Annotated in this window: 17 protein-coding genes and 1 pseudogene; 7 read left to right on the top strand and 11 right to left on the bottom strand. The window is 53.9% G+C overall.

Annotation, left to right across the window (positions count from 1 at the left end):
* The first annotated feature begins 17 nt into the window (after positions 1-17).
* Complete coding sequence (locus ACZ1HV_RS23450) at positions 18-476, top strand: MarR family winged helix-turn-helix transcriptional regulator (protein WP_298822871.1); 459 nt, start codon at positions 18-20, stop codon at positions 474-476.
* 157 nt (positions 477-633) lie between these two features.
* On the opposite strand, the gene ACZ1HV_RS23445 is transcribed toward ACZ1HV_RS23450, so the two are convergent.
* The 3 genes from ACZ1HV_RS23445 to ACZ1HV_RS23435 all read right to left on the bottom strand — a co-directional run bounded on the left by ACZ1HV_RS23445 (position 634) and on the right by ACZ1HV_RS23435 (position 2,791).
* Positions 634-1,665 carry a fatty acid desaturase gene (locus ACZ1HV_RS23445; RefSeq protein WP_298962545.1) on the bottom strand — a complete coding sequence of 344 codons (1,032 nt, stop codon included), beginning with the start codon at positions 1,663-1,665 and terminating at the stop codon, positions 634-636.
* A gap of 300 nt (positions 1,666-1,965) precedes the next feature.
* Positions 1,966-2,361 carry a carboxymuconolactone decarboxylase family protein gene (locus ACZ1HV_RS23440; protein WP_298822875.1) on the bottom strand — a complete coding sequence of 132 codons (396 nt, stop codon included), beginning with the start codon at positions 2,359-2,361 and terminating at the stop codon, positions 1,966-1,968.
* A complete protein-coding gene (locus tag ACZ1HV_RS23435; protein WP_298962551.1) occupies positions 2,309-2,791 on the bottom strand; it encodes a MerR family transcriptional regulator in 483 nt (160 codons plus the stop codon). The genes ACZ1HV_RS23440 and ACZ1HV_RS23435 overlap by 53 nt, the downstream gene beginning before the upstream one ends.
* Before the next feature lie 211 nt (positions 2,792-3,002).
* On the opposite strand from ACZ1HV_RS23435, the gene betC reads away from it, so the two are divergent.
* Entirely contained in the window at positions 3,003-4,517 is a 1,515-nt protein-coding gene (gene betC, locus ACZ1HV_RS23430; protein ID WP_472716479.1) for a choline-sulfatase, read from the top strand.
* 88 nt (positions 4,518-4,605) lie between these two features.
* Positions 4,606-5,505: an HNH endonuclease gene (locus ACZ1HV_RS23425; protein ID WP_472716478.1), complete on the top strand. Its 900-nt coding sequence runs from the start codon at positions 4,606-4,608 to the stop codon at positions 5,503-5,505.
* 69 nt (positions 5,506-5,574) lie between these two features.
* Here ACZ1HV_RS23425 and ACZ1HV_RS23420 read toward each other — a convergent pair whose 3' ends face one another.
* From ACZ1HV_RS23420 to ACZ1HV_RS23410, 3 genes are all read right to left on the bottom strand, one after another.
* Positions 5,575-6,456, bottom strand: coding sequence for a hypothetical protein (locus tag ACZ1HV_RS23420; RefSeq protein ID WP_472716477.1), 882 nt, complete (start codon positions 6,454-6,456; stop codon positions 5,575-5,577).
* A 178-nt stretch (positions 6,457-6,634) separates the two neighbouring features.
* Complete coding sequence (locus ACZ1HV_RS23415; protein ID WP_472716476.1) at positions 6,635-8,236, bottom strand: D-Ala-D-Ala carboxypeptidase family metallohydrolase; 1,602 nt, start codon at positions 8,234-8,236, stop codon at positions 6,635-6,637.
* Between the two features lie 25 nt (positions 8,237-8,261).
* Positions 8,262-9,269 carry a hypothetical protein gene (locus ACZ1HV_RS23410; RefSeq protein ID WP_472716475.1) on the bottom strand — a complete coding sequence of 336 codons (1,008 nt, stop codon included), beginning with the start codon at positions 9,267-9,269 and terminating at the stop codon, positions 8,262-8,264.
* Between the two features lie 836 nt (positions 9,270-10,105).
* Here ACZ1HV_RS23410 and uvrB point away from each other — a divergent pair.
* Positions 10,106-12,236, top strand: a pseudogene (gene uvrB, locus ACZ1HV_RS23405) (excinuclease ABC subunit UvrB); the annotation flags it as partial.
* A gap of 382 nt (positions 12,237-12,618) precedes the next feature.
* Complete coding sequence (locus tag ACZ1HV_RS23400) at positions 12,619-13,284, top strand: sce7726 family protein (RefSeq protein ID WP_472716474.1); 666 nt, start codon at positions 12,619-12,621, stop codon at positions 13,282-13,284.
* Here the strand turns inward: ACZ1HV_RS23400 and ACZ1HV_RS23395 are convergent.
* Genes ACZ1HV_RS23395 through ACZ1HV_RS23385 form a run of 3 tightly spaced genes read right to left on the bottom strand, consistent with a single transcriptional unit; the run spans position 13,233 to position 15,165 of the window.
* Positions 13,233-14,327 carry a beta family protein gene (locus ACZ1HV_RS23395; protein WP_472716473.1) on the bottom strand — a complete coding sequence of 365 codons (1,095 nt, stop codon included), beginning with the start codon at positions 14,325-14,327 and terminating at the stop codon, positions 13,233-13,235. The genes ACZ1HV_RS23400 and ACZ1HV_RS23395 overlap by 52 nt on opposite strands.
* Positions 14,327-14,827, bottom strand: a complete 501-nt coding sequence (locus ACZ1HV_RS23390; protein ID WP_472716472.1) for an ImmA/IrrE family metallo-endopeptidase — start codon at positions 14,825-14,827, stop codon at positions 14,327-14,329. The genes ACZ1HV_RS23395 and ACZ1HV_RS23390 overlap by 1 nt, the downstream gene beginning before the upstream one ends.
* Positions 14,824-15,165: a hypothetical protein gene (locus ACZ1HV_RS23385; RefSeq protein ID WP_472716471.1), complete on the bottom strand. Its 342-nt coding sequence runs from the start codon at positions 15,163-15,165 to the stop codon at positions 14,824-14,826. Before ACZ1HV_RS23385 ends, ACZ1HV_RS23390 begins: the two co-directional genes overlap by 4 nt.
* 425 nt (positions 15,166-15,590) lie before the next feature.
* Here ACZ1HV_RS23385 and ACZ1HV_RS23380 point away from each other — a divergent pair, with 425 nt between their 5' ends.
* Both ACZ1HV_RS23380 and ACZ1HV_RS23375 read left to right on the top strand, forming a co-directional pair.
* Positions 15,591-15,818: a hypothetical protein gene (locus ACZ1HV_RS23380; protein ID WP_472718510.1), complete on the top strand. Its 228-nt coding sequence runs from the start codon at positions 15,591-15,593 to the stop codon at positions 15,816-15,818.
* Positions 15,819-15,953: 135 nt separating this feature from the next.
* Positions 15,954-16,241: a GIY-YIG nuclease family protein gene (locus tag ACZ1HV_RS23375; RefSeq protein ID WP_298962564.1), complete on the top strand. Its 288-nt coding sequence runs from the start codon at positions 15,954-15,956 to the stop codon at positions 16,239-16,241.
* 353 nt (positions 16,242-16,594) lie between these two features.
* Here ACZ1HV_RS23375 and ACZ1HV_RS23370 read toward each other — a convergent pair whose 3' ends face one another.
* Together ACZ1HV_RS23370 and ACZ1HV_RS23365 are read right to left on the bottom strand one after the other, a co-directional pair.
* A complete protein-coding gene (locus tag ACZ1HV_RS23370) occupies positions 16,595-17,746 on the bottom strand; it encodes a caspase family protein (protein ID WP_472716470.1) in 1,152 nt (383 codons plus the stop codon).
* A gap of 131 nt (positions 17,747-17,877) precedes the next feature.
* Positions 17,878-19,185 carry an adenylate/guanylate cyclase domain-containing protein gene (locus ACZ1HV_RS23365; RefSeq protein WP_472716469.1) on the bottom strand — a complete coding sequence of 436 codons (1,308 nt, stop codon included), beginning with the start codon at positions 19,183-19,185 and terminating at the stop codon, positions 17,878-17,880.
* Positions 19,186-19,411: the final 226 nt, after the last annotated feature.

Genomic DNA, 19,411 nt, shown 5'->3' with positions numbered 1-19,411 from the left:
TGCAGAAGCTGTCAAGCATGAATGACAAAAAGCCGACTCAACCTCCGTTTGCCAGCATCCGCGGCCTGGTCTTCGACCTGGCCGAACAGCTGGACAAACGCATGATTGAGTTGCGTCAGGGAACAGGATTGGATGCCGCCCGTCCCGCGGATGCAAATCTGTTCATGATGATCTGCCGCAACCCTCGGACAATCTCTGAATTGGCGCGGGACAAAGGCATCAGCCGCCAGGCCGTCCATTCAGCAGTATCCAGACTGGTGGACCTGGGTGCGCTCAGACTGGAGCCCGTCCCGGGCAGCAAGCGCGACAAGCTGCCTGTACCGACCGAACTCGGTCAGGAAGCTCGTGTAAAAGTGGTGGGATTGTTGAAGCAGATGGAAATCGAACTTGAAGAAGTCATGGGGACAGAAGACCTCGAAACACTGCGCGCGCTCTTGGTCAAGCTGGTCAGTGCACAGAAATCCAAGGACGTTTAAAGGCACCGTTTCCCAATTGGCAAACCTTGCGCAATACGCGTCGCCGGTCGCTCCGCAATCAAAGAGTTGGAAATACGACCAAGGCTTCCGATGGCCAGACCTCAAACAAAGAGGATCGTAGACTCACCGGAGCGGAAAAGGGCCTATTTCAAGCCTTTCACGGCAGAGCACGTGCCTGAGAAAATGACAAAAGGCGCCTGGAGTCCTCGTCCCAAAGACGAAGCCGCAAGCTGCTGAGGCTTTGCCGGATAGTCATGCGATTTCCCTCAGCAAAATAGTCGTGATCTCGAAGCACTTCCGGCAACCGGTAAAAGGGGATCCGGCTGTTGAGGTGATGGACATGATGAATGCCCAGATTGGCGACCGCCCATTGCAGAACGGACGGCAGCACATAATAAGAACTGCCGTAAAGCGCGGCCTCGTGCAGCTGCCAGTCTGTCTCGGTGTCCCAATGAGTTGTTTCAAACTGGTGCTGAACATAGAACAACCAGACACCAACAGTTGCGGCAAGCAAAGTGGTTGGAAGAAAGATCAAAAGGAGCGGCGCCCAACCGCCAATCGCAAAAACAATCGCAAGACTTGCCAAAATGGCGGCATTTGTCGCCATTGCACTAAGCCAGAACTTGGTATTCGTCATGAAGCCGAAGGGCAACCGGTTTTCCAGGTAAAACGTATAGGCGGGCCCGAGGCCGAACAACACCAGGGGCGACCGATAGATCTTGTATTTCAGCTGATTGCCCGGCGTCATTGCTTTGTATTCGGCCACGGTCAGCGTGTGAATATCACCCATACCGCGCCGGCCGAGATTGCCTGATGCACTATGGTGAATGGCGTGTGCCCGCCGCCAGACGTCGTAAGGCGTCAGCGTCAAGACACCAAGGACCCTGCCAAGCCAATCGCTGATGAAACGGCTTTTGAAGAACGATCCGTGCCCACAGTCGTGCTGGATCGCGAAGAGGCGCACAAGAAAAGCCGCGTTGACAAGGGCGATCGCCACAGTGAGCCAGTAACTGACCCCCATGGCCCACCAGGCCACCCCCCACAGGAGCACAAAGGCACCAAACGTGACGGCAATTTCAAAGGAACTGCGCAACGTGCTGGGTTCACGGTAACGCGCAAGAATGGTCACCCAATCCTTTGGCGCTCGCATTTCCGGCTCAGCGCCAGCAGCATCGGGTTTTTCGAACATATACCTGCTTCTTATGATTTCTCATTCTACATAGACAGATACTGGCCGCTTGCAATGCTACAATGTGATATCCGGCGACAATTCTTGGGCATTAAGCGGTTTCAGCAACCACACCTAGAGAGAATTAGTCGCTCAACTTGGTCCTTTCGCTTCAAATTGCAATCAGCAGAGCTGTCGACAATCATCATCGCTTCGGTCGATTGACGGCTCCAGATGGAGCCGCCTCTGCCAGGAAGTTGCCGAAAACCACGACCCGGGGGTCCAATGGCGTTCAAGTGGCAGGAGTGTTTCAGGAGGTTACTAAGGCTGAGGGGCGCTGATCCTGTCTTGCGCGTCGAACACCTCACGGGCGGCATTCAGACCGTTGATTGCAGCCGGCAGACCGCCATAGACAGCCATCTGCCAAATCGCTTCCACGATTTCACGACGCTCCGCGCCGGCGGCCAAAGTGTGTTCGATATTGACTTTCAACTGTGGCCCTGTCTGTCCACCGAGAGCTGTCAACGCAGCTATTGTACATAGCTGGCGGGTTTTCAGGTCAAGTCCGGGGCGCGCATAGTGACGTCCATAAGCCCACTCGATCAGACTTTCTGCAAAGTCGGGCAAGAGGTCGTCATACCGATCGCGCAGAACCTCTTCCAGATCAGGGTTGAGATTTTGCGTCAGCTGGCGCCCGCGTTGAAGTGCTGTGGTCAAATGACTGGTCCTTCACTACTGGCTGCGAGCCGTGTTCGGTCCGGGCACAGCTTTCGAAAGCCGGATCGACGGTCTCACCCGCTTCCATCTTTCGGTAGAGTTCAACTTTATCGTCCAGAACATCCAGCATGTCGGTCAACTTGGCGATATCGCCGGCCACTTTGCGGCGATGTGCTTCCAGCATTTCACGGCGCTCGGTCAACGAAGCTCCGCCTTTCGTGCGCAACTCCGCATAACGCAATCGGTCCCTGATCCCCATGCCCGTCGCTTTCAGCCGATCCAGAAAGTCGATCCATCTGAGGATGGTTTCGTCATACACCCTCCGGCCTCCGGCATCCCTGAGAGCGCGCGGTAGTAAACCGATCTTTTCGTAATAGCGCAGAGTATCAGTCGAAAGTCCCGACTTTTCTGCCAAGTCACCAATCCGCATATCTATCTCCGAACAGAACGATTTCCTTCACCTACCGGTTGGAGTGCACTCCAGGTCAAGCTGTTTTTGAACTCTTGTTCTTTCGTCCAGCATTGCAGCGTCGGCCCCATGAGGTTTTGTGTCGATTTTAATTGATCGATCAATCAAAAAAAGCGCATCATCAATTTGTTCGAAACACTCCCTGGCAGCGGCGAAAGAAGAGAAAATGGGCATGAGCGGCAAGAACATCCTGATCCTGATGGTTGACCAACTGAATGGGACGCTTTTCCCGGACGGGCCTGCCGATTTCCTTCATGCTCCAAATCTTAAAAAGCTGGCAGAAAGATCCGTCCGGTTCGAAAACGCTTATACTGCTTCGCCGCTATGCGCGCCGGGACGCGCAAGTTTCATGTCCGGTCAGTTGCCGCGCCGAACCAGGGTTTATGACAATGCAGCCGAATTCGCATCCGACATTCCAACTTACGCCCATCACCTGCGCAGGGCCGGATACACCACCTGCCTTTCGGGTAAAATGCACTTTGTCGGTCCGGATCAGATGCATGGTTTTGAAGAACGTCTGACCACCGACATCTATCCGGCGGATTTCGGCTGGACGCCGGACTATCGCAAACCGGGAGAACGCATCGACTGGTGGTACCACAATATGGGCTCGGTCACCGGTGCAGGGATCGCGGAAATCTCGAACCAGATGGAATACGACGATGACGTCGCGTTTCAGGCAGTTCGCAAGATCTACGACTATGGCCGGGGAAAATATGACCGGCCCTTCTGCCTGACGGCCAGCTTCACCCATCCACACGATCCTTATGTCGCCCGCAAAAAATACTGGGACCTTTACGAAGACTGTGAGCATCTCCTGCCACCGGTTCCTGCGATGAACTACGAGGATCACGACCCGCATTCCAAACGCATTTTCGACGCCAATGACTGGCGCAGCTTCACCATCACCGAAGACGATATCCGTAGATCGCGGCGCGCTTATTTCGCAAATATTTCCTATCTGGACGACAAGATCGGCGAAATCCTGCATGCACTGGAAGCGATGGATCTTGCACAAGACACTACCATCCTTTTCGTCTCCGACCACGGCGACATGCTTGGCGAGCGGGGCCTCTGGTTCAAGATGTCCTTCTTTGAAGGGTCATCACGCGTTCCGCTGATGATCGCCGACAAGGACCTTGCTGCCGCCTATATCAAGACACCCGTCAGCACACTTGACGTGCTGCCAACAGTCTGTGACCTCGGCGGCATCGACATGGCCGAAATCATGCCCTGGACCGACGGCGAGAGCCTGGTACCACTGACAAGCGGCACAGAGCGCACATCACCGGTGTTGATGGAATACGCGGCGGAAGCCTCCTATGCGCCGCTTGTCGGCATTCGTGAAGGCGACTGGAAATACATCCATTGCGAACTCGATCCGCCGCTGCTTTTCAACCTGTCGAACGATCCGCACGAACTCGAAAATCTCGCCGCGGATCCGGACCATGCGGATATCAGTGCCCGCTTCGCTCAATCCATCAGAACGGGTTGGAACATGGCAACCTTCGATGCTGAAATTCGCCAATCCCAGGCCAGACGCTGGATCGTCTACGAAGCTCTGCGGAACGGCGCCTATTTCCCTTGGGACTACCAGCCCCTTCAAAAAGCCTCAGAGCGCTACATGCGCAACCACATGGATCTCAACGACGTTGAAGACACCCAGAGATATCCGCGCGGCGAGTGATGGATACTGCAAAACCACAAATTGCAATTAGACCAAAACTGGGTAGAGTTGGTGCTTCTCCTTAGTCATTCTCAAATTAGCTTGCTTCATGTCGAATGCGATTTTCTATCATAAACCCGACAGTATCTATGATGACCATCCAGCACAAAAGTATCATTTCCCAAAGTCATACCTTTCAAGAGTGCAGCAAACTCTGGGTGATTGGATCGTTTACTATGGCCCACTATTGAACAAGAAGGGTCGGTATTACACTGCGACTGCGCGCGCGCATCGAATTGAGCAAGATACAAGCAATTCCGAACTCTTCTATGTCTACTTAGAAGACTATATCGATTTTGATCGGCCACTTCCCTACAAAGAAAACGGTGGCTTCGAACGAAAACTCTTCAAAACTGACGGGCTTCCGAACGGTGGGTACACTCAACAAGCTGTCAGAATTCTTGAAATTGATGAATTTAAAGCCATAATTGAGGCTGGCCTTTCAGAAAAGGAAGAATGGCCAGCTCGAAACGGCGAGACAGACAGCTTGGAACACGGGATTGGTTTCGAAGAAGACCAAGCTCCCTTCGAAGGACTGTTCAGCGAAAAAACAATAGTAAGCCAGATTGTCAACCGCCCTTTCAGAGAGGCGAAGTTTCGACAGCATATCCGCCGAATTTACGATCGAACTTGTGCATTCACAGGGTTAAGGCTCATCAATGGAAAAGGGCGACCTGAAGTAGAAGCGGCCCATATTATTCCGGTTGAGCGCGGTGGGAATGATTCAATACAAAATGGGATTGCCTTGTCTGGTACGGTTCATTGGATGTTTGACCGAGGCTTACTTAGCATTTCTGACAATTACGACATTCTTACATCGCGTCAACTCAACTACGACGTTTCGCATCTACTCAACCGGAATATGAAGGCAACGGTTCCCGACGACCCGTCTAAGCGCCCTCATCCGCGATACCTAGCATGGCATCGTAATGAGTGTTTCAAGCGTTAGACGATAAGCATCCCTAGGAAGGTTTTTCAAAATTCTCTCAAAAAGGTGAGGTCAAACTCGTCACGCCTTTCATATCTTAGCAAAAATCTCATAGCCTTTGGGTAATGGCTTACCGTCGCGTTCGGCTTCCGCTTTCAGGCGGTCGAGCAGGCTCTGCCGGCTGTCCTCAAAACTGGGCATGACACTGGTTGCAGCAAAAGCCAGACGTTCCAGACCGATGCCGCCGAGTTCCAGTGCGCTTTCCGGCGGCTCGGGCGGCGTGATCCCGATATCTGCGATTTCAAGATGCCCTGCGAGAGGATAGGCAAGTTCATCGCTTGTGCTCGCAGCCAGGGGATAGTGAATGCTCACGGAGTGATATCCGGGTCCCGCCGGATGATCCTTAGGCGCGAAAAAACCGGAACCGTCTCCGGCTGCTTTCGCCTCGTTCATCGGTCGCAAAAGGGTACGACCAGCCCGAACCATGTCATTTGTCTCCGCATATGGAGAGAAAGCCTCAGTGGACACGAACACCAGGCGCGCCGGATCAAGCTTGGCCTTTTCAACCAGGAAGTTCAGCATGTTGGCAAAGAGGCTGCGCTGCTCAATCGGCTCGGATTGCCGGAGACCGCAAATCGTGAAAAGGGCCAGAACTCCGGCTTCTTGGTGACGCGCAGCATCGTCAATTCTGGCAGCTGGCTGGACGACCAGGCTGTTGCCGGAAACAGGAATTTCCAAAGTTTCATCATATCGCAGACCGCCATTGAAGCGATCGCCTGTCAGCAGTCCGAGTGGTTCTTTCGTTTTGTAGCCCAACTGGCCGAAATGTGACCGAAACTCCGTTTCAAGCGAGACAGCCGCTTCCGTGGCACCGAACGCCAATCCGGTTCCTGCCGTCAGGCCGGCAGCTCCGGCAAGCGACAGCTCCAGAACGGTTCTACGGGAAATCTGCTTGGTCTTGCTTTTCGTCATTTCGCTCAATCGCTCTCGCCGGGTCTACCTTGAAACACTCTTTTGACTGCCTGATCCATTTTGCCAGGCCACACACTTGTCCTCAGAATACGTACAGAAAGAGTTTTGGCCAGATCCAGCTCCATTACAAATTCTCAAGAAAGTCTGCTTTCGATGCTTCGTCTATCGGATGGCTGGATCAGCGCTGGTCCCAATTGGCGCGCGTCCCGCGCACATCGATGTGCACAAAGCTTCGGTAAATTCCAACCCCACCTTCAAACAGCCCATTTGAGCGAAGTGATTTCATGCGGCTGGCCCAGTCGCCGGTGACGCCGGCACCGCCGCCGACAACCTTAAAGTCTGCCGCGGTAAAGGCCATGTGCTGGCTGCGTGTGGCCCCGCCAATGCTGGAATTGTATTTCGGGCTTCGGTAGACGCTGGTCAGTACCACCGGAACGCCAACCTGTTCGCGAAACGCGTCTAAAGCTCTGGCAAGAGGCAGAACATTTTCCCAGAGTTCACGGGGTGGGTCGGTGTTGAGGCCGTTGGCGCCGTGGAAGCCGCCTTTGATCAGAAATTCATGCCATTTGAAATGACGGACCTCGGGCAAACGTTCTTCAAAAAATGCCTGAAAGGGGTGTGCCGGTGGCACGACACCATCGATGTTGGGCTTGTTGTCTGCAACGACAGCATCTGCATTGGCATCGGAATCCGGTTGTCCTTGCTCGTTTTCTCCGACCACATCCAGCTTCAGGTCCACATGCCCGTGGTCATGGAGAAATTTCAGGAAAGTCGCACAACCGCATTGTTTGGAAACCGCCGATTTGTTGAAGACCCCGTCTCCGACATATTTGCCTTTCGTATAGATGGACGAAAAGCTCCAGAGATAGGGCGACGGCAGCCTCTTCTTGCGATAGCCCCAGCCATTGTACCGCTCCCATCGCCACAGTGCTCTTGGCAATGACCAGTCGGAGAGACCCGCAAGCTTCTGGTGCGTAAGTGCGTCCCTTGCGCTCTCCTCCCAGGAGTTTGGCGGCAGCCAGGCGGCAGGACGTCCGGACGGCACACGAAAGGTACGGTTCGACAAGGGGTCGCCATTGTGAAGATGTGTTGAAAAATTATAGGACGATTCCAGCAGGTGGATCGCTGCGACGAACCACCAGGGGATCCCAAGCGGGTTCCCGACAGCATCATAGCGCGATTTCTCGGCCACTGCCTTGAGAGCGTATTTTTTGACCAGCGCTTCACGGTCGTTCTTGAAACCGGAAGAAACAAAGAAACGGATATATTCGTCCGCAATTTCCTCATACTTGCGGCTTGTCGATGTCTTGGGTCCGGTCAGAATTCCGGAGTTGGCGATATCATCGGGTATCTTCACGGGATCAAGGACCGGTGCGATCATGTCCTCGTCGTTGTTCAGATCCTCGACCTCCTGGTCGGAATTGTGTGTCTTGCGCATGCCTTCGTCATCATGAAAAAGGCGAAGCGCTTCACCCAGACGCCCGATAATCGATGACAGTGCCGGAGCCTGAATAGGATTGCGAACCGGAGAAATTGCAACAAACGTCCGGTCCAGATCGGTCATGGCTTCCAGCATTTTCTCGGTGACATTCAAAAAGCGCCGTGTGCCGGACCGAAAGCCTTCCACGCTTTCCAGAAGACGACGCTCAAGCAGCTCATTGCCGAAGGCGCGGATCGCATTCACTTCTTCAATCGTTTGCGCCTTGTCGAGCAGGTCGAACAGATTGGCCAAAGACAGATCGTCGTTGAGTTTAGCGAGTACTTCTTCAGACGAATCCACAACACCCTCCTTGAAGCCAGACGCCTTATTGGCTCCCGGCAGCTGCGAGACGGACTTTTCGGATAGACACCCAGAATGCGTTTGACCGGCGCCGGATTTCCTCGGCCTCAACCGCGACCTCGGTGAGGTTGGCGACGGTTACCTGGGGTGTTTCAGCGGCCACGACCAGGACGTCCAGTGCCTCCGAAGTCTGGTCAAGCAGGTTCACGTAAGCTGTCAGGCTTTCATGAAAGCGTTTGATACTGAGCGAGATGGCACTGAAGCGTTTGTTGGCCGCGGCGACAGCTTTTGTATCGCCGGACAGTTCCGCGATCCTTCGGTCCGCCCGTATATTGAAAAGATCGATCTCTCGTGCCTTGCGAAAAATGTTGTAGATCGGCGTTGTGTCGTCCGCGAGCGCCTGGATCAGCTCCTGAATGTCATCTTTGCTTCTGAGGATCGATTGCCGGACGGTCGCATTCGCGCGTGCCTGTCCAAGCCGGTTGGCAAGATCCTTGGCGTAAGAAGCAGAAGGCGGGATCAAGGCCGACATGCCGCCGCTTGGCACCACGCCGATCGCCGCGACCGAATTTGCCAGCCGCACCAACTCGTCGATCCGGTTGCCGAATTCTTCGGAGCGTTTGCCCTCGGCGATATCAACGAGCATGTTGTTATAGAGTGTGATTGCCTCCAGGGCATCACGGCGGGCAACGATGGACGGATCCTCGTTGATGCGTGCATTGTCCTGACTGCGGGCGGTGTCCGGATCGAAACACAAAGGGTATCCGAGACGGGATGTTCCACATCTGGCATCGCCTGCTGTCGACGTTTTGGCCGAGACGATAGGCGAAATCTCGTCCAGAAGCAGATCTCCTGCATCTCTCGCCTGCGCGAAGGCGTCCGCGTAGGTTGTCAGAGTCTCGACAGGTATTCCTGCACATCCTGTCAGCAAAAGAAAAAGTGTTGCCCAAAGCCCTTGCAAGGACTGCTTTACCTGAAGCAGTGGTTTCACTTCACTGAAAATGACCAAAAACTCCCCCAAACCGGATTGCACCTACGGCACCTATCCGCAAGAAAAGTAAACTACAGGCAGATAAAGTTAGCAACCTTAAGAAGTGTTGGAACTATGCAACCACCTGTAGTAACGAGGTTGTGGAGCCAGCAAACCTTCTTGGATCTGCGCTTGCCGCAAAAACGACAGATGCTCCAAGGGCAACTTTGAAAGCCTCCTGACACCATTCTGTCAGGAGAGTGGCAGGAAGTTTGAATTTGCGGAACAAAACCGCAACGGCCCTCTTCCCTCGCACGCGCAACCGGACCATATTGGCCGGTATGAGCAAGCGCCCCACCAAATCCGCCTCAGACGAAAATGCGACACCGGAAGGCTTCGGCGAAGCGCCGCAGAAGCCATTGAGCGGTGCACCCCTCAGCGGCTCAATCGAAAGCTGGGCGGCGGAAGTCGCCGCGGAGGCCGCAAAGCCAGCTCCGAGCGCAAAGTCGAAGATAAAGAAGCCATCTGATCTTGAGGATCTCGCACCCGGCGCTCCAGGCACCATCAGCCGCACGGCGCGGACCTCTTCGCGGGAGCGGGAAAGAGCCGGCGGTGACGGTGCTGTTGCAAGCAATGTTGCGGAAGGACGCAAAGCAAAGCTGTCCCCGAAAGGCGCCAAGGCCAAGGGAAAGATCGAAAAACCGACCAAGTCGGCACGCGGCACGTCCATCGGCAAGGCCGACAGTGTCAGAGAACGCGCGGCTGGTGGCCTGAACCCGGTGGCCGGCCTCGACATGACGCTGGAAGAGGCCGAAAAGCTTGAGCAAAAGCTCAAGGACCATCAGAAAGACAACAAGAAGAAAAAGAAAGAAAGCAAGTTCGGGGAACTGACCGGCAACCAGGGCGCCACCGCAACTGTGGAGGCTCTGTCCGCACTGATCGAAAGCGGGAATCCGCTGCACAAGAATGGCGAAATGTGGGTGCCGCACCGGCCCGACCGCCCGGCGAAATCTGAAGGCGGTGTTCCCATTGTCCTGAAGTCGGACTATGAGCCGAAAGGCGACCAGCCAACCGCGATTGCAGAATTGGTCGGCGGCATGGATGGCGGCGACCAGACCCAGGTTCTGCTGGGCGTCACCGGATCGGGCAAGACTTATACGATGGCCCAGGTGATTTCCCGCACCCAGCGTCCCGCCCTGATCCTGGCACCGAACAAGACGCTTGCCGCTCAGCTTTACGGCGAGTTCAAGTCTTTCTTTCCCGACAATGCCGTCGAGTATTTCGTTTCCTACTATGATTATTATCAGCCCGAAGCCTATGTGCCGCGCACCGATACATATATCGAGAAGGAAAGCTCGATCAACGAGCAGATCGACCGGATGCGCCACTCCGCAACGCGCGCCTTGCTGGAGCGCGACGACGTTATCATCGTCGCCTCGGTCTCCTGCATTTACGGTATCGGTTCGGTAGAAACCTATACGGCCATGACCTTCGCCATCGAGGTCGGCGAACGTCTTGATCAGCGCCAGCTGATCGCCGACCTGGTGGCCCTGCAATACAAGCGCAACGATGCCGCCTTCCAGCGCGGCACCTTCCGTGTACGCGGCGACACGATCGAGCTGTTCCCGGCTCACTATGAAGATCGGGCCTGGCGGATTTCGCTCTTCGGAGACGAGATTGAATCGATCGTTGAGTTCGACCCCCTCACGGGCAAGAAGTCGGGCGAATTGAAAAGCGTCAAGATCTACGCCAACTCGCACTATGTTACGCCCAAGCCGACGCTGAACCAGGCGGTAAAGTCGATCAAGGCGGAACTGAAGCACCGGCTGGAGGAGCTGAATGCCCATGGCCGGCTTCTGGAAGCGCAGCGTCTGGAACAGCGCACCATGTTCGACCTGGAAATGCTGGAAGCAACCGGCTCATGCCAGGGCATCGAAAACTATTCGCGCTACCTGACCGGCCGCAAGCCCGGTGAACCGCCTCCGACCCTATTCGAATATCTGCCGGACGATGCCATCGTCTTCACCGACGAAAGCCACGTCACCATTCCGCAGATCGGCGCCATGTACCGGGGCGACTTCCGCCGCAAGGCTACCCTTGCCGAATATGGCTTCCGCCTGCCCTCCTGCATGGACAACCGCCCCTTGCGGTTTGAGGAATGGGATGCCATGCGACCCCAATCCATCGCAGTATCCGCGACGCCCGGGTCCTGGGAGATGGAACAGGCCGGCGGTGTCTTCGCCGAACAGGTGATCCGGCCAACCGGCCTGATTGATCCGCCGGTGGAGATCCGCCCGGCCACCAGCCAGGTCGATGACCTCCTTGGCGAGGTGCGCGAGGTCGCTCAAAAGGGTTACCGCACGCTGGTGACGACGCTGACCAAGCGCATGGCAGAGGACCTGACGGAATATCTGCACGAGAACGGCGTGCGCGTGCGCTACATGCATTCTGACATCGACACGTTGGAGCGCATTGAGATCCTGCGCGACCTGCGCCTCGGCGCGTTCGATGTTCTGGTGGGCATCAACCTTCTGCGCGAAGGCCTCGACATTCCGGAATGTGCCTTGGTTGCCATTCTAGACGCCGACAAGGAAGGCTTCCTGCGCTCTGAAACCTCCCTGATCCAGACCATTGGACGCGCGGCCCGTAACGTCGACGGCAAGGTCATTCTTTATGCCGATCACATGACCGGCTCCATGGACCGGGCCATTGCCGAAACCAATCGCCGCCGGGAAAAGCAGCTCGCCTATAACGAAGAACACAACATCACGCCGGAGAGCGTCAAGCGCAACATCGCCGACATTCTCGACAGCGTTTATGAGCAGGACCACGTCACGGTCGACGCTGGCTTCGCCGAGGAAGGCTCTCTCGTCGGCCACAATCTGGCGGCCCATATCGAGGATCTGGAAAAACAGATGCGCGACGCCGCCGCCGATCTCGACTTCGAAACGGCCGCCCGCCTGCGCGACGAGATCAAACGGCTACAGGAAACCGAACTCGCTGTCGCCGACGACGCCATGGCCCGCCAGTCCGACGTCAATGACAAGACCGGCGGTTACAAGGGCAACAAGAAATTCGGTGCCGGTGGAACCAAGGAAGGTGCCAGCGGCAAGAAAAAGGAAACGGCCCGCGACAAGGCAAGAGCTGCGAAAGCAAAGAACGCCCTGCCCTCCCCAAGCTCCAAAGTCCGCAAAAACACACTCGACGAAATGACGGTCGGCCGCACCGAAGTGCCGCTCGGCTCCGATGACCCGAAACCTGTGGTACGCGGCAAAATCGGCGCCGGGTCTTACGAAGACCCGGTGGAGGAGAAGAAAAGACGCGGGCGACCGAAAAAGAGCGGACGACCAGGGCAGTAAGCAAATCGAAATCATTTTGCGAAAATTATCAAGTTATGAAAAATCACCATGAAATGAAGATCAAAACTGCATTTATACAATGGCTTTTGAAAAGCATCCCCAAAGAAAAAATTAGTTTGATAATAAACGAGTTTACCGCGAATAATTCAAACTCTCGCGCAGACTTGGCTGCGGTAATTGACGATAAAATCGTCGCGTTGGAGTTTAAAAGTCAAAATGACAAGCTTGCCCGTTTGGAAAATCAAGTTAAACACCTGAAGAAGATTTACAATAAAGTTGAAGTAGTCGTGTCACCAAATCACGCAAATCAATCTCGTAAGATTGCAAAGGAATTTGGGGTAGGCTTATTGGTTGAAACTCCCGATGGGTTCAAGAGGATTTTGAAAGGCCGCCAGCGTCGCCTTGATGAAACATACCTCTTGCGACGTCTTTTCCCTATCAATGAAAGAAAGCATTCCAGCTTCTCACCTACCGAAGAAAATTACCGAGCTTATCTAATAAAAAAATACTCAAAATCACGATTTATACTTGAAGAAATCAAAAACTCGCCCGAGAGATTATCTCCAGAAACAGTCAAGAACTTAAATCCTAATCACCTGCAAAGAGCAGAAAAGATGCAATTCAAAGCGATGTACCGAGATGAATTAAGACAAAGCGTAAAAACACTTCAATCTACCCAGTCTTCTTCAAATTCGTCACTTGAAAACTCGGCTCCGTAGAGAGCCTGTCTGGTCAAGTGAATATTGATTCTACACGAGGTAGCCTTAGCTGGAGAAGTTATTCCGAACTCACTTCCTAGTTGAGTTATTTTTATTAGTTGAGTTCCCCAAATATTTAAGTTCGGATCCCAATGCGAGCTTCGAACTGCCTTTTCGGCCATGTCTTGGTAGGCTTCTATCCTCCTTGCCCGAAACTCATCATCGCTTTCAAATTCGTCGCGAACACAATCACTACGAAAGAACCACCAATTCTCGTTGCCAGGCAAGTCAATGCGAGGTCTTGGGAAACCGCCCCCTCCTCCTTGGTCTTCAGCTCTGGTGCTCCCGCGATCACTAAAAACAATTCCGTCAAAACCAACTTCATTGACGATCAAATTAAAAAACTCTCGTTCGTAGATGTCTTGATCTCTGATATCAGTAAAACTGGATGGAAATGTCGTAGCAGAAATGGCCACATTTGCTTTCGGAACTTTGTTTAAAACAAGTTTCACATCTGAAATAGCTGAAAGGACATTGACCAAGAGGCGATAGTCTTGCTGACCATAGTCCAATATTATTGTACAACCGTCGCCAGAAAAATCGACCAGCCTGTCAAGTATTGGTTCGATATTGAACGTGTAGTGCCTTGGCAACCTGATGCCAATGCCTCGATCAAGGTTTTTGGCGTGACTTAGCTGCTGAGTGAGAATCTCTTGGGAAAGCTGACTTAGTTGCAAGACTGGAATTGCGTTCTCATAACTTTCAACAAACTTAATCCAATTGACAAAACCATTGGTCGGATCTCTTAGATCAGCAATTTCATCGAACACGTCTGAGGAATTGCTTGGAACAAATTCGGGGTCGAGTTCCGCATACCATCGCCGCGGTGAAAAACCGTGCGAAATCTTATCGACAGCTCGAGATAGGGGGCCTCTTCCAAGCCAAGGTTTAATTAGAATAAGCGGAGTTAATTTGTCTTTCGCTACATCCGGCAACTCTGACAATGCCGTGACCTCTGCAGGTCGAATTGAAAGAATTGGTGTGTAATTTGTCGTCAACGGCATCATTTCATACCAAGTTTTATGCGCATTGCATCTTCGGATACATCAAACAAAGTAGCGAGTGGGGATACAATGTCGGCGTCCTTTTGCTCACGACGCTCTGACTTCCACGTTTTGATTTTTTCTACAGGCATCAAAATATCTGAAGCGAGCCTATTTGCCTCCGCTTCAATCGAATCGCTTAAGCTTGATCTATATAGTATGTTATCGGTGATCCCATCCCCGATGTATTCTTCATGCAACAAGAAATGCGCAACTTCATGAGCTAATGTAAATCTCTGCCTATACGAGGGCTCATGCTTATTTATTACTATCTTGAACCCGCCAGTAGAATTCGGCACGATCATGCCTGAAACTCCCACGTCTAAGGTGGCTACTTTTACGGTCAATCCAAGAGCTTTAGCTATACGCCCTACTTTGACAGGAATTTCTTCTTGAAAATCTTGTATTTTCCTCTTGATTTCAGGAGTCAATGAATTCCACTCTTTAGAAACTCTTTTCATTCTCCATACTCCGACTCTGGGTTCGGAAACTTTTTCTTAGAAGACCTACCGGACTGCGTACCGGCAACAATTTCATTTACTCTCCGCTCTATGATTTTTCTTAAGTCACCGTCCTCCCCTAGTTGTTCACTAGCGTGCTCCTCAGCAGCCTTGAATGCTTCCGTTTTTAAAATACTAAAGCCGAGAGCACCAACAACAGCAATAATAATGCCTAACGCCGTCAGCATTACAGAAAGCGCAGCAAGTACTATCGTGATAGTAGTCGCAGAGTTGAATTCAAAACTGAATTCATTTGCATCTCCGTAAGAAAAATACCCAGCAAACAGAAAGACGAACACAATAAAACCGCAAAGAAATCCAGCGAGCGCTGCGCCAATTGCAAGGGGGAGTGGTTGGAGGATTTCGCCATGAAATGTAGAAGCTCCATCAATTCACATATAGCTACCACCATAAGATGTATTATCGCAAAGCAATTCGATCAAGAGTATTTTTGTCGCGGTATTGAGTTACGCCAAAAATAATCTTGCTGTCGAATTGTAAGTAAAATTCTTGAAATATTCGATATTCGAATGAATTTTTCATTGTTGTTTGGAAACAAATACAGATTGTTTTCATGGCTCCAGCTTCATCGCTGCGGTTGGCTGTCTTAGGGCGTTTTTGGACCTGTCCGATCCTGAGCGCGAGCGAGAACTGAAACATGAATACCTGCGGTGTTGCGGAGAGTGTCGCCTGTTAGGTGGACCCTCAGGCGGCCATCGTATAGATGACCCCTTTCTCAGTTTTTGTGCTGCGGCTCAAAAGACCAATGCCGCAGGCCGAGCCGGTGATCGATCTCGACGAAATGACGGTCGGCCGCACCGAAGTGCCGCTCGGCTCCGATGACCCGAAACCTGTGGTACGCGGCAAGATCGGCGCCGGGTCTTACGAAGACCCGGTGGAGGAAAAGAAAAGGCGCGGGCGACCGAAGAAGAGCGGGCGGCCGGGGCAGTAAGTCTCGGCCAACGCTTGGGATTTAGTTGGACCATGGATAATGTTCGGGGTGACACTTTATTCGATGCAATGCCTTGCCCTCCCTCAAATGTCATCCCCGACTTGATCGGGGATCCGATCCACGCAACAAAACAACATGGCCTTCTTCGTCTATGTTCTGGCAAGCCGACAGCGCGGAACACTTTACACTGGCATTACAAACGACCTTGGGAGGCGGGTCCATGAGCACCTGCAGAAGACCGGAAGCAAGTTCACACGGCGATATGGTGTGACGCGGCTGGTTTATTACGAAGTCTTTGAAGATCCGAACACGGCGATCACGCGGGAGAAACGTCTCAAGCGCTGGCCACGTGAATGGAAAATCCAGGCAATCGAGGAATTCAATCCAGACTGGCGAGACCTCTATGAGGAGCTAAACCGTTAGGAACCGGGCTGGCTGATAAGTGGATTGGATCCCCGATCAAGTCGGGGATGACCTGATTTTGTCTGAGGGACTAACGAGCTTATGATTTAGCGGTGGCACGTTGCTGAACCGGTACACGCTTTAAATCTTGCGAGAACTTGATCGTCAGCTAGACGGCAATAGTTCGGCAACACGTTGCCTCTACCAACTGTTCTGGAAATGATTGAACCAAGGATCGCGCCTTAGGCGACACCCATTGTCTGACGCATAAGTTCGCCCTGCCTTCAGCGTCATCCCCGACTTGATCGGGGATCCAAGTCACCTCTCGTGACCAGGCGCGGTCAGTCATGAGACACAGTTATTCTACAAACCTCTTACAGCACCCACCCGGTCGTAATCCATGACCGTTCCTTGCCGTCAACGTAGAGACCGATCTCGACCGTCGCATCGGCGTTTGCCGGATCGGCGTAGAACCAAAGATGTGCGTCGTGGCCGTCTCCGGTCTTGAAATAATAACCGGCACCACCGTCATCGGGATTTCGAAGGTCTGCGGGAGAGTATGTCTGGCCGAAGCCTCCGGATACCAGAAGCGCTCCGTTCAGAACACAGACCTCCAGAAACGTGTTGCCTCGGTCGGTCAGCACCAGGCTTTGCAGATCATCGTCAGTTTCCAGGTAGCGCTCCGGCGCCTCAAGCGAGATGGTCTCGCCGCCTGCGGGGCAGGTGCCTTCGTCCAAATGCGTCGCTGCCTGAAGTGGATGCTCGAGTGTCAAGCGGAGATGAACCGACAGTGTGCCTTCGGTATAGGGCAGCTGCTTGTCACCCGTCCGGGTGCGCACAAAATTGGTGATGTCGATCAGGGCTTCGGTCAGTTTCACTTCTTCCTGAGCAGTCAGAACAGAAGAAAAGGCTTCCATGAACGGGCTGTTCTGCCCATCGCCGTCATAGGCCAGATGATTGGGCTGGGCGGAATAGATCACCATCAGATCGGAGAGCTGATGATTGACCCGGGAAAGACCGGCAGCGTCCGGATTGAAGAGTTTTTCCAGGGACCGTGTTGTGGCAAAGGGATTGTCCCGACAGGCGTCCACGATCAGCAGCTTGACACCGGAAGATGCCGCAAGTGCCTCCAGGAATTCTTCCATCCGGACCGCGGTTTCTTCAAAGACAGCCCGCGTGGCAGCGCCCGTATCGGTCGCAAGCAGGTAATTGACGTTGTCAGCCTGGACGCCGTGACCGGCAAAGAAGATCGCCGCCACCTCGGCATCAACGGCATCTTGCCGGAATGCGGCAAGCGCAGTGCGCATCTCCGAAGCATCCGCATTCAGCACCAGCCGGGTCTCGAACCCGAGCGCGGTGAAGGTTCTGGATGCAAGATCCGCATCACGCGGCGGGTTGTCCAGCGGCAAGACATTGTCATAGGCGGCGTTGCCGATGATCAGAGCCAGTTTGCCCTCTGCCGCAGCAGTAAGTGGCACCAAGCACAGGACAGTTCCGGCAATCGCCGCGGCGGCTTTTCTGATCATCGACTTCCCCCTCGGTATGGACTGAACCGCATGTTGCCCGCTGGCTCATCAATCTCCGAACGCACCCACACTTGCAGACTATACCAGCCTTGGCCGGTTCGCTGCACATATTGACGCAGCGGAATTCAATCTCAAACCTTCAAGGGCAGCGTGAAAACCGGGACAGGATCGGCAAGTCCACGCAGCTGCTGCAGTCCAAGCAGCTGGGGTGTTTCCCCCGCAAGTTTCCCGGAAACGCCGGCATCCATCAGAACGGACTGCCCGAGAACCTTGGCATGCGCTTCCAGTCGGGCCGCGCGGTTGACCGTGTCACCATAAACGGTGAAGGCCTGCCGATCTGATGAACCGATGCTGCCCGCCGCAACCGGTCCAGCCGCAAGTCCGATACGGATCGAGAAACCGGCCTGTTTAGCGCACAGCAGCAAATCGCGGCCTGCGGCAACCGCATCCTGCTCAGGATGATCGCTGTCAATCGGCGCGCCGAAAGAGGCCATCAGACCGTCGCCGGTGAACTGAATGACGACCCCGTCGTGCCGGCTGACCTCTTCGGCACATCCGGACAGGAAGTCGTTCAGGTTTTCAATCACTTCTGTTGGAGGCCGACCGGCCGAGTAAGCCGTGAAACCGGCTATATCCATGACAAGGATTGCCGCATGACGTTCTTGCGGGACAAGAGCGGACGGATCGTCGATCAAGCGCCGGGCAATGGCTTCAGGTACATAACGGCCGAGTGTCGCCGCAATCTGCTCGCGCTCCGCCTGGGCAGCGACCTGAGCCATGAAAACCCGGCGGGCACGCAGCACGGCAAGCGCCAGGATGAGTGTTGCTATCATCAAAAAACCGGTCTCTTCGATCCGGTTGCCCCGCCCGATGAAATTGGCCGACAGAAACAGCGCCTCATAGTCTGCCCTGGTGGCTCCGGGCGTCAGGTCCGACCAGGAAAGCGTGGTCTCCAGGTCTGAGATCGCGATAAAAAAAGCTGCGAACCAACCCGCCACAGCGACACCGCCGGCCCAGAGCACCAGTTTCGGTGACAAGGACAGCGCCGCCATGGCAATCAGCGGAAACAGGTAGTAGATGCCATAGGCCCTGAATGCGAGGATCTGCGGCACCGTTTCACCCTGGACAAGCGGCAGAAATGCAAAGAGCGCACAGATGCCCGAAATGTCGACCGTATAGATCGCGTATTTCATCCACCAGCGGTCGAAGCGCGTTCCAATCACTGCGGCATGCGCGATGCCGACGGCGGTGAATGCACCAAGCACACCGAAGACCAGCGGATTGGGATAAAAGCCGAAGGCAACCCATGAGGAGCCGACCCACAGGAACGCTGCGCCGACCACAAGCGTCCGGCAGATGATGGCAAGCCTCAGACCACGCTGCTCGGCCCGCAAAAGACGGGAAGTGTCTGGCAAACTACCGGCAGGGGTTTGGCTCATTTTGCGCGCTCCATCGGCGAAGACATAGGACCGCACACTGAAATTGTAAGGCTTCTGATCCAGGTGCATTGCCGTCGACAAGAACCCGACGGGCGATGACAGCAAGTCGTTGTGATCCAGCGTCCGTGCCGGTTGTCGAGCTTGTTTCCCACACGTTGCTGCCCGAATGATCGATTGACAACGCACGCAACCTCGTCATCTTCAAAGCATGATCTGGTCAGAGGGG

The organism is Roseibium sp. JB4-4, assembly GCF_055693425.1.
The sequence above is the reverse complement of the archived record's forward strand: the minus strand, read 5'-3'. Positions and strand labels throughout refer to the sequence as shown.

Excerpts from the sequence above, each read along its gene's own strand:
- ACZ1HV_RS23450 (WP_298822871.1), top strand. The coding sequence starts at position 18 with ATGAATGACAAAAAGCCGACTCAACCTCCGTTTGCCAGCATCCGCGGC.
- ACZ1HV_RS23445 (WP_298962545.1), bottom strand. The coding sequence starts at position 1,665 with ATGTTCGAAAAACCCGATGCTGCTGGCGCTGAGCCGGAAATGCGAGCG.
- ACZ1HV_RS23435 (WP_298962551.1), bottom strand. The coding sequence starts at position 2,791 with ATGCGGATTGGTGACTTGGCAGAAAAGTCGGGACTTTCGACTGATACT.
- betC (WP_472716479.1), top strand. The coding sequence starts at position 3,003 with ATGAGCGGCAAGAACATCCTGATCCTGATGGTTGACCAACTGAATGGG.
- ACZ1HV_RS23425 (WP_472716478.1), top strand. The coding sequence starts at position 4,606 with ATGTCGAATGCGATTTTCTATCATAAACCCGACAGTATCTATGATGAC.
- ACZ1HV_RS23420 (WP_472716477.1), bottom strand. The coding sequence starts at position 6,456 with ATGACGAAAAGCAAGACCAAGCAGATTTCCCGTAGAACCGTTCTGGAG.
- ACZ1HV_RS23400 (WP_472716474.1), top strand. The coding sequence starts at position 12,619 with ATGAAGATCAAAACTGCATTTATACAATGGCTTTTGAAAAGCATCCCC.
- ACZ1HV_RS23395 (WP_472716473.1), bottom strand. The coding sequence starts at position 14,327 with ATGCCGTTGACGACAAATTACACACCAATTCTTTCAATTCGACCTGCA.
- ACZ1HV_RS23390 (WP_472716472.1), bottom strand. The coding sequence starts at position 14,827 with ATGAAAAGAGTTTCTAAAGAGTGGAATTCATTGACTCCTGAAATCAAG.
- ACZ1HV_RS23380 (WP_472718510.1), top strand. The coding sequence starts at position 15,591 with ATGACCCCTTTCTCAGTTTTTGTGCTGCGGCTCAAAAGACCAATGCCG.
- ACZ1HV_RS23375 (WP_298962564.1), top strand. The coding sequence starts at position 15,954 with ATGGCCTTCTTCGTCTATGTTCTGGCAAGCCGACAGCGCGGAACACTT.
- ACZ1HV_RS23370 (WP_472716470.1), bottom strand. The coding sequence starts at position 17,746 with ATGATCAGAAAAGCCGCCGCGGCGATTGCCGGAACTGTCCTGTGCTTG.
- ACZ1HV_RS23365 (WP_472716469.1), bottom strand. The coding sequence starts at position 19,185 with ATGAGCCAAACCCCTGCCGGTAGTTTGCCAGACACTTCCCGTCTTTTG.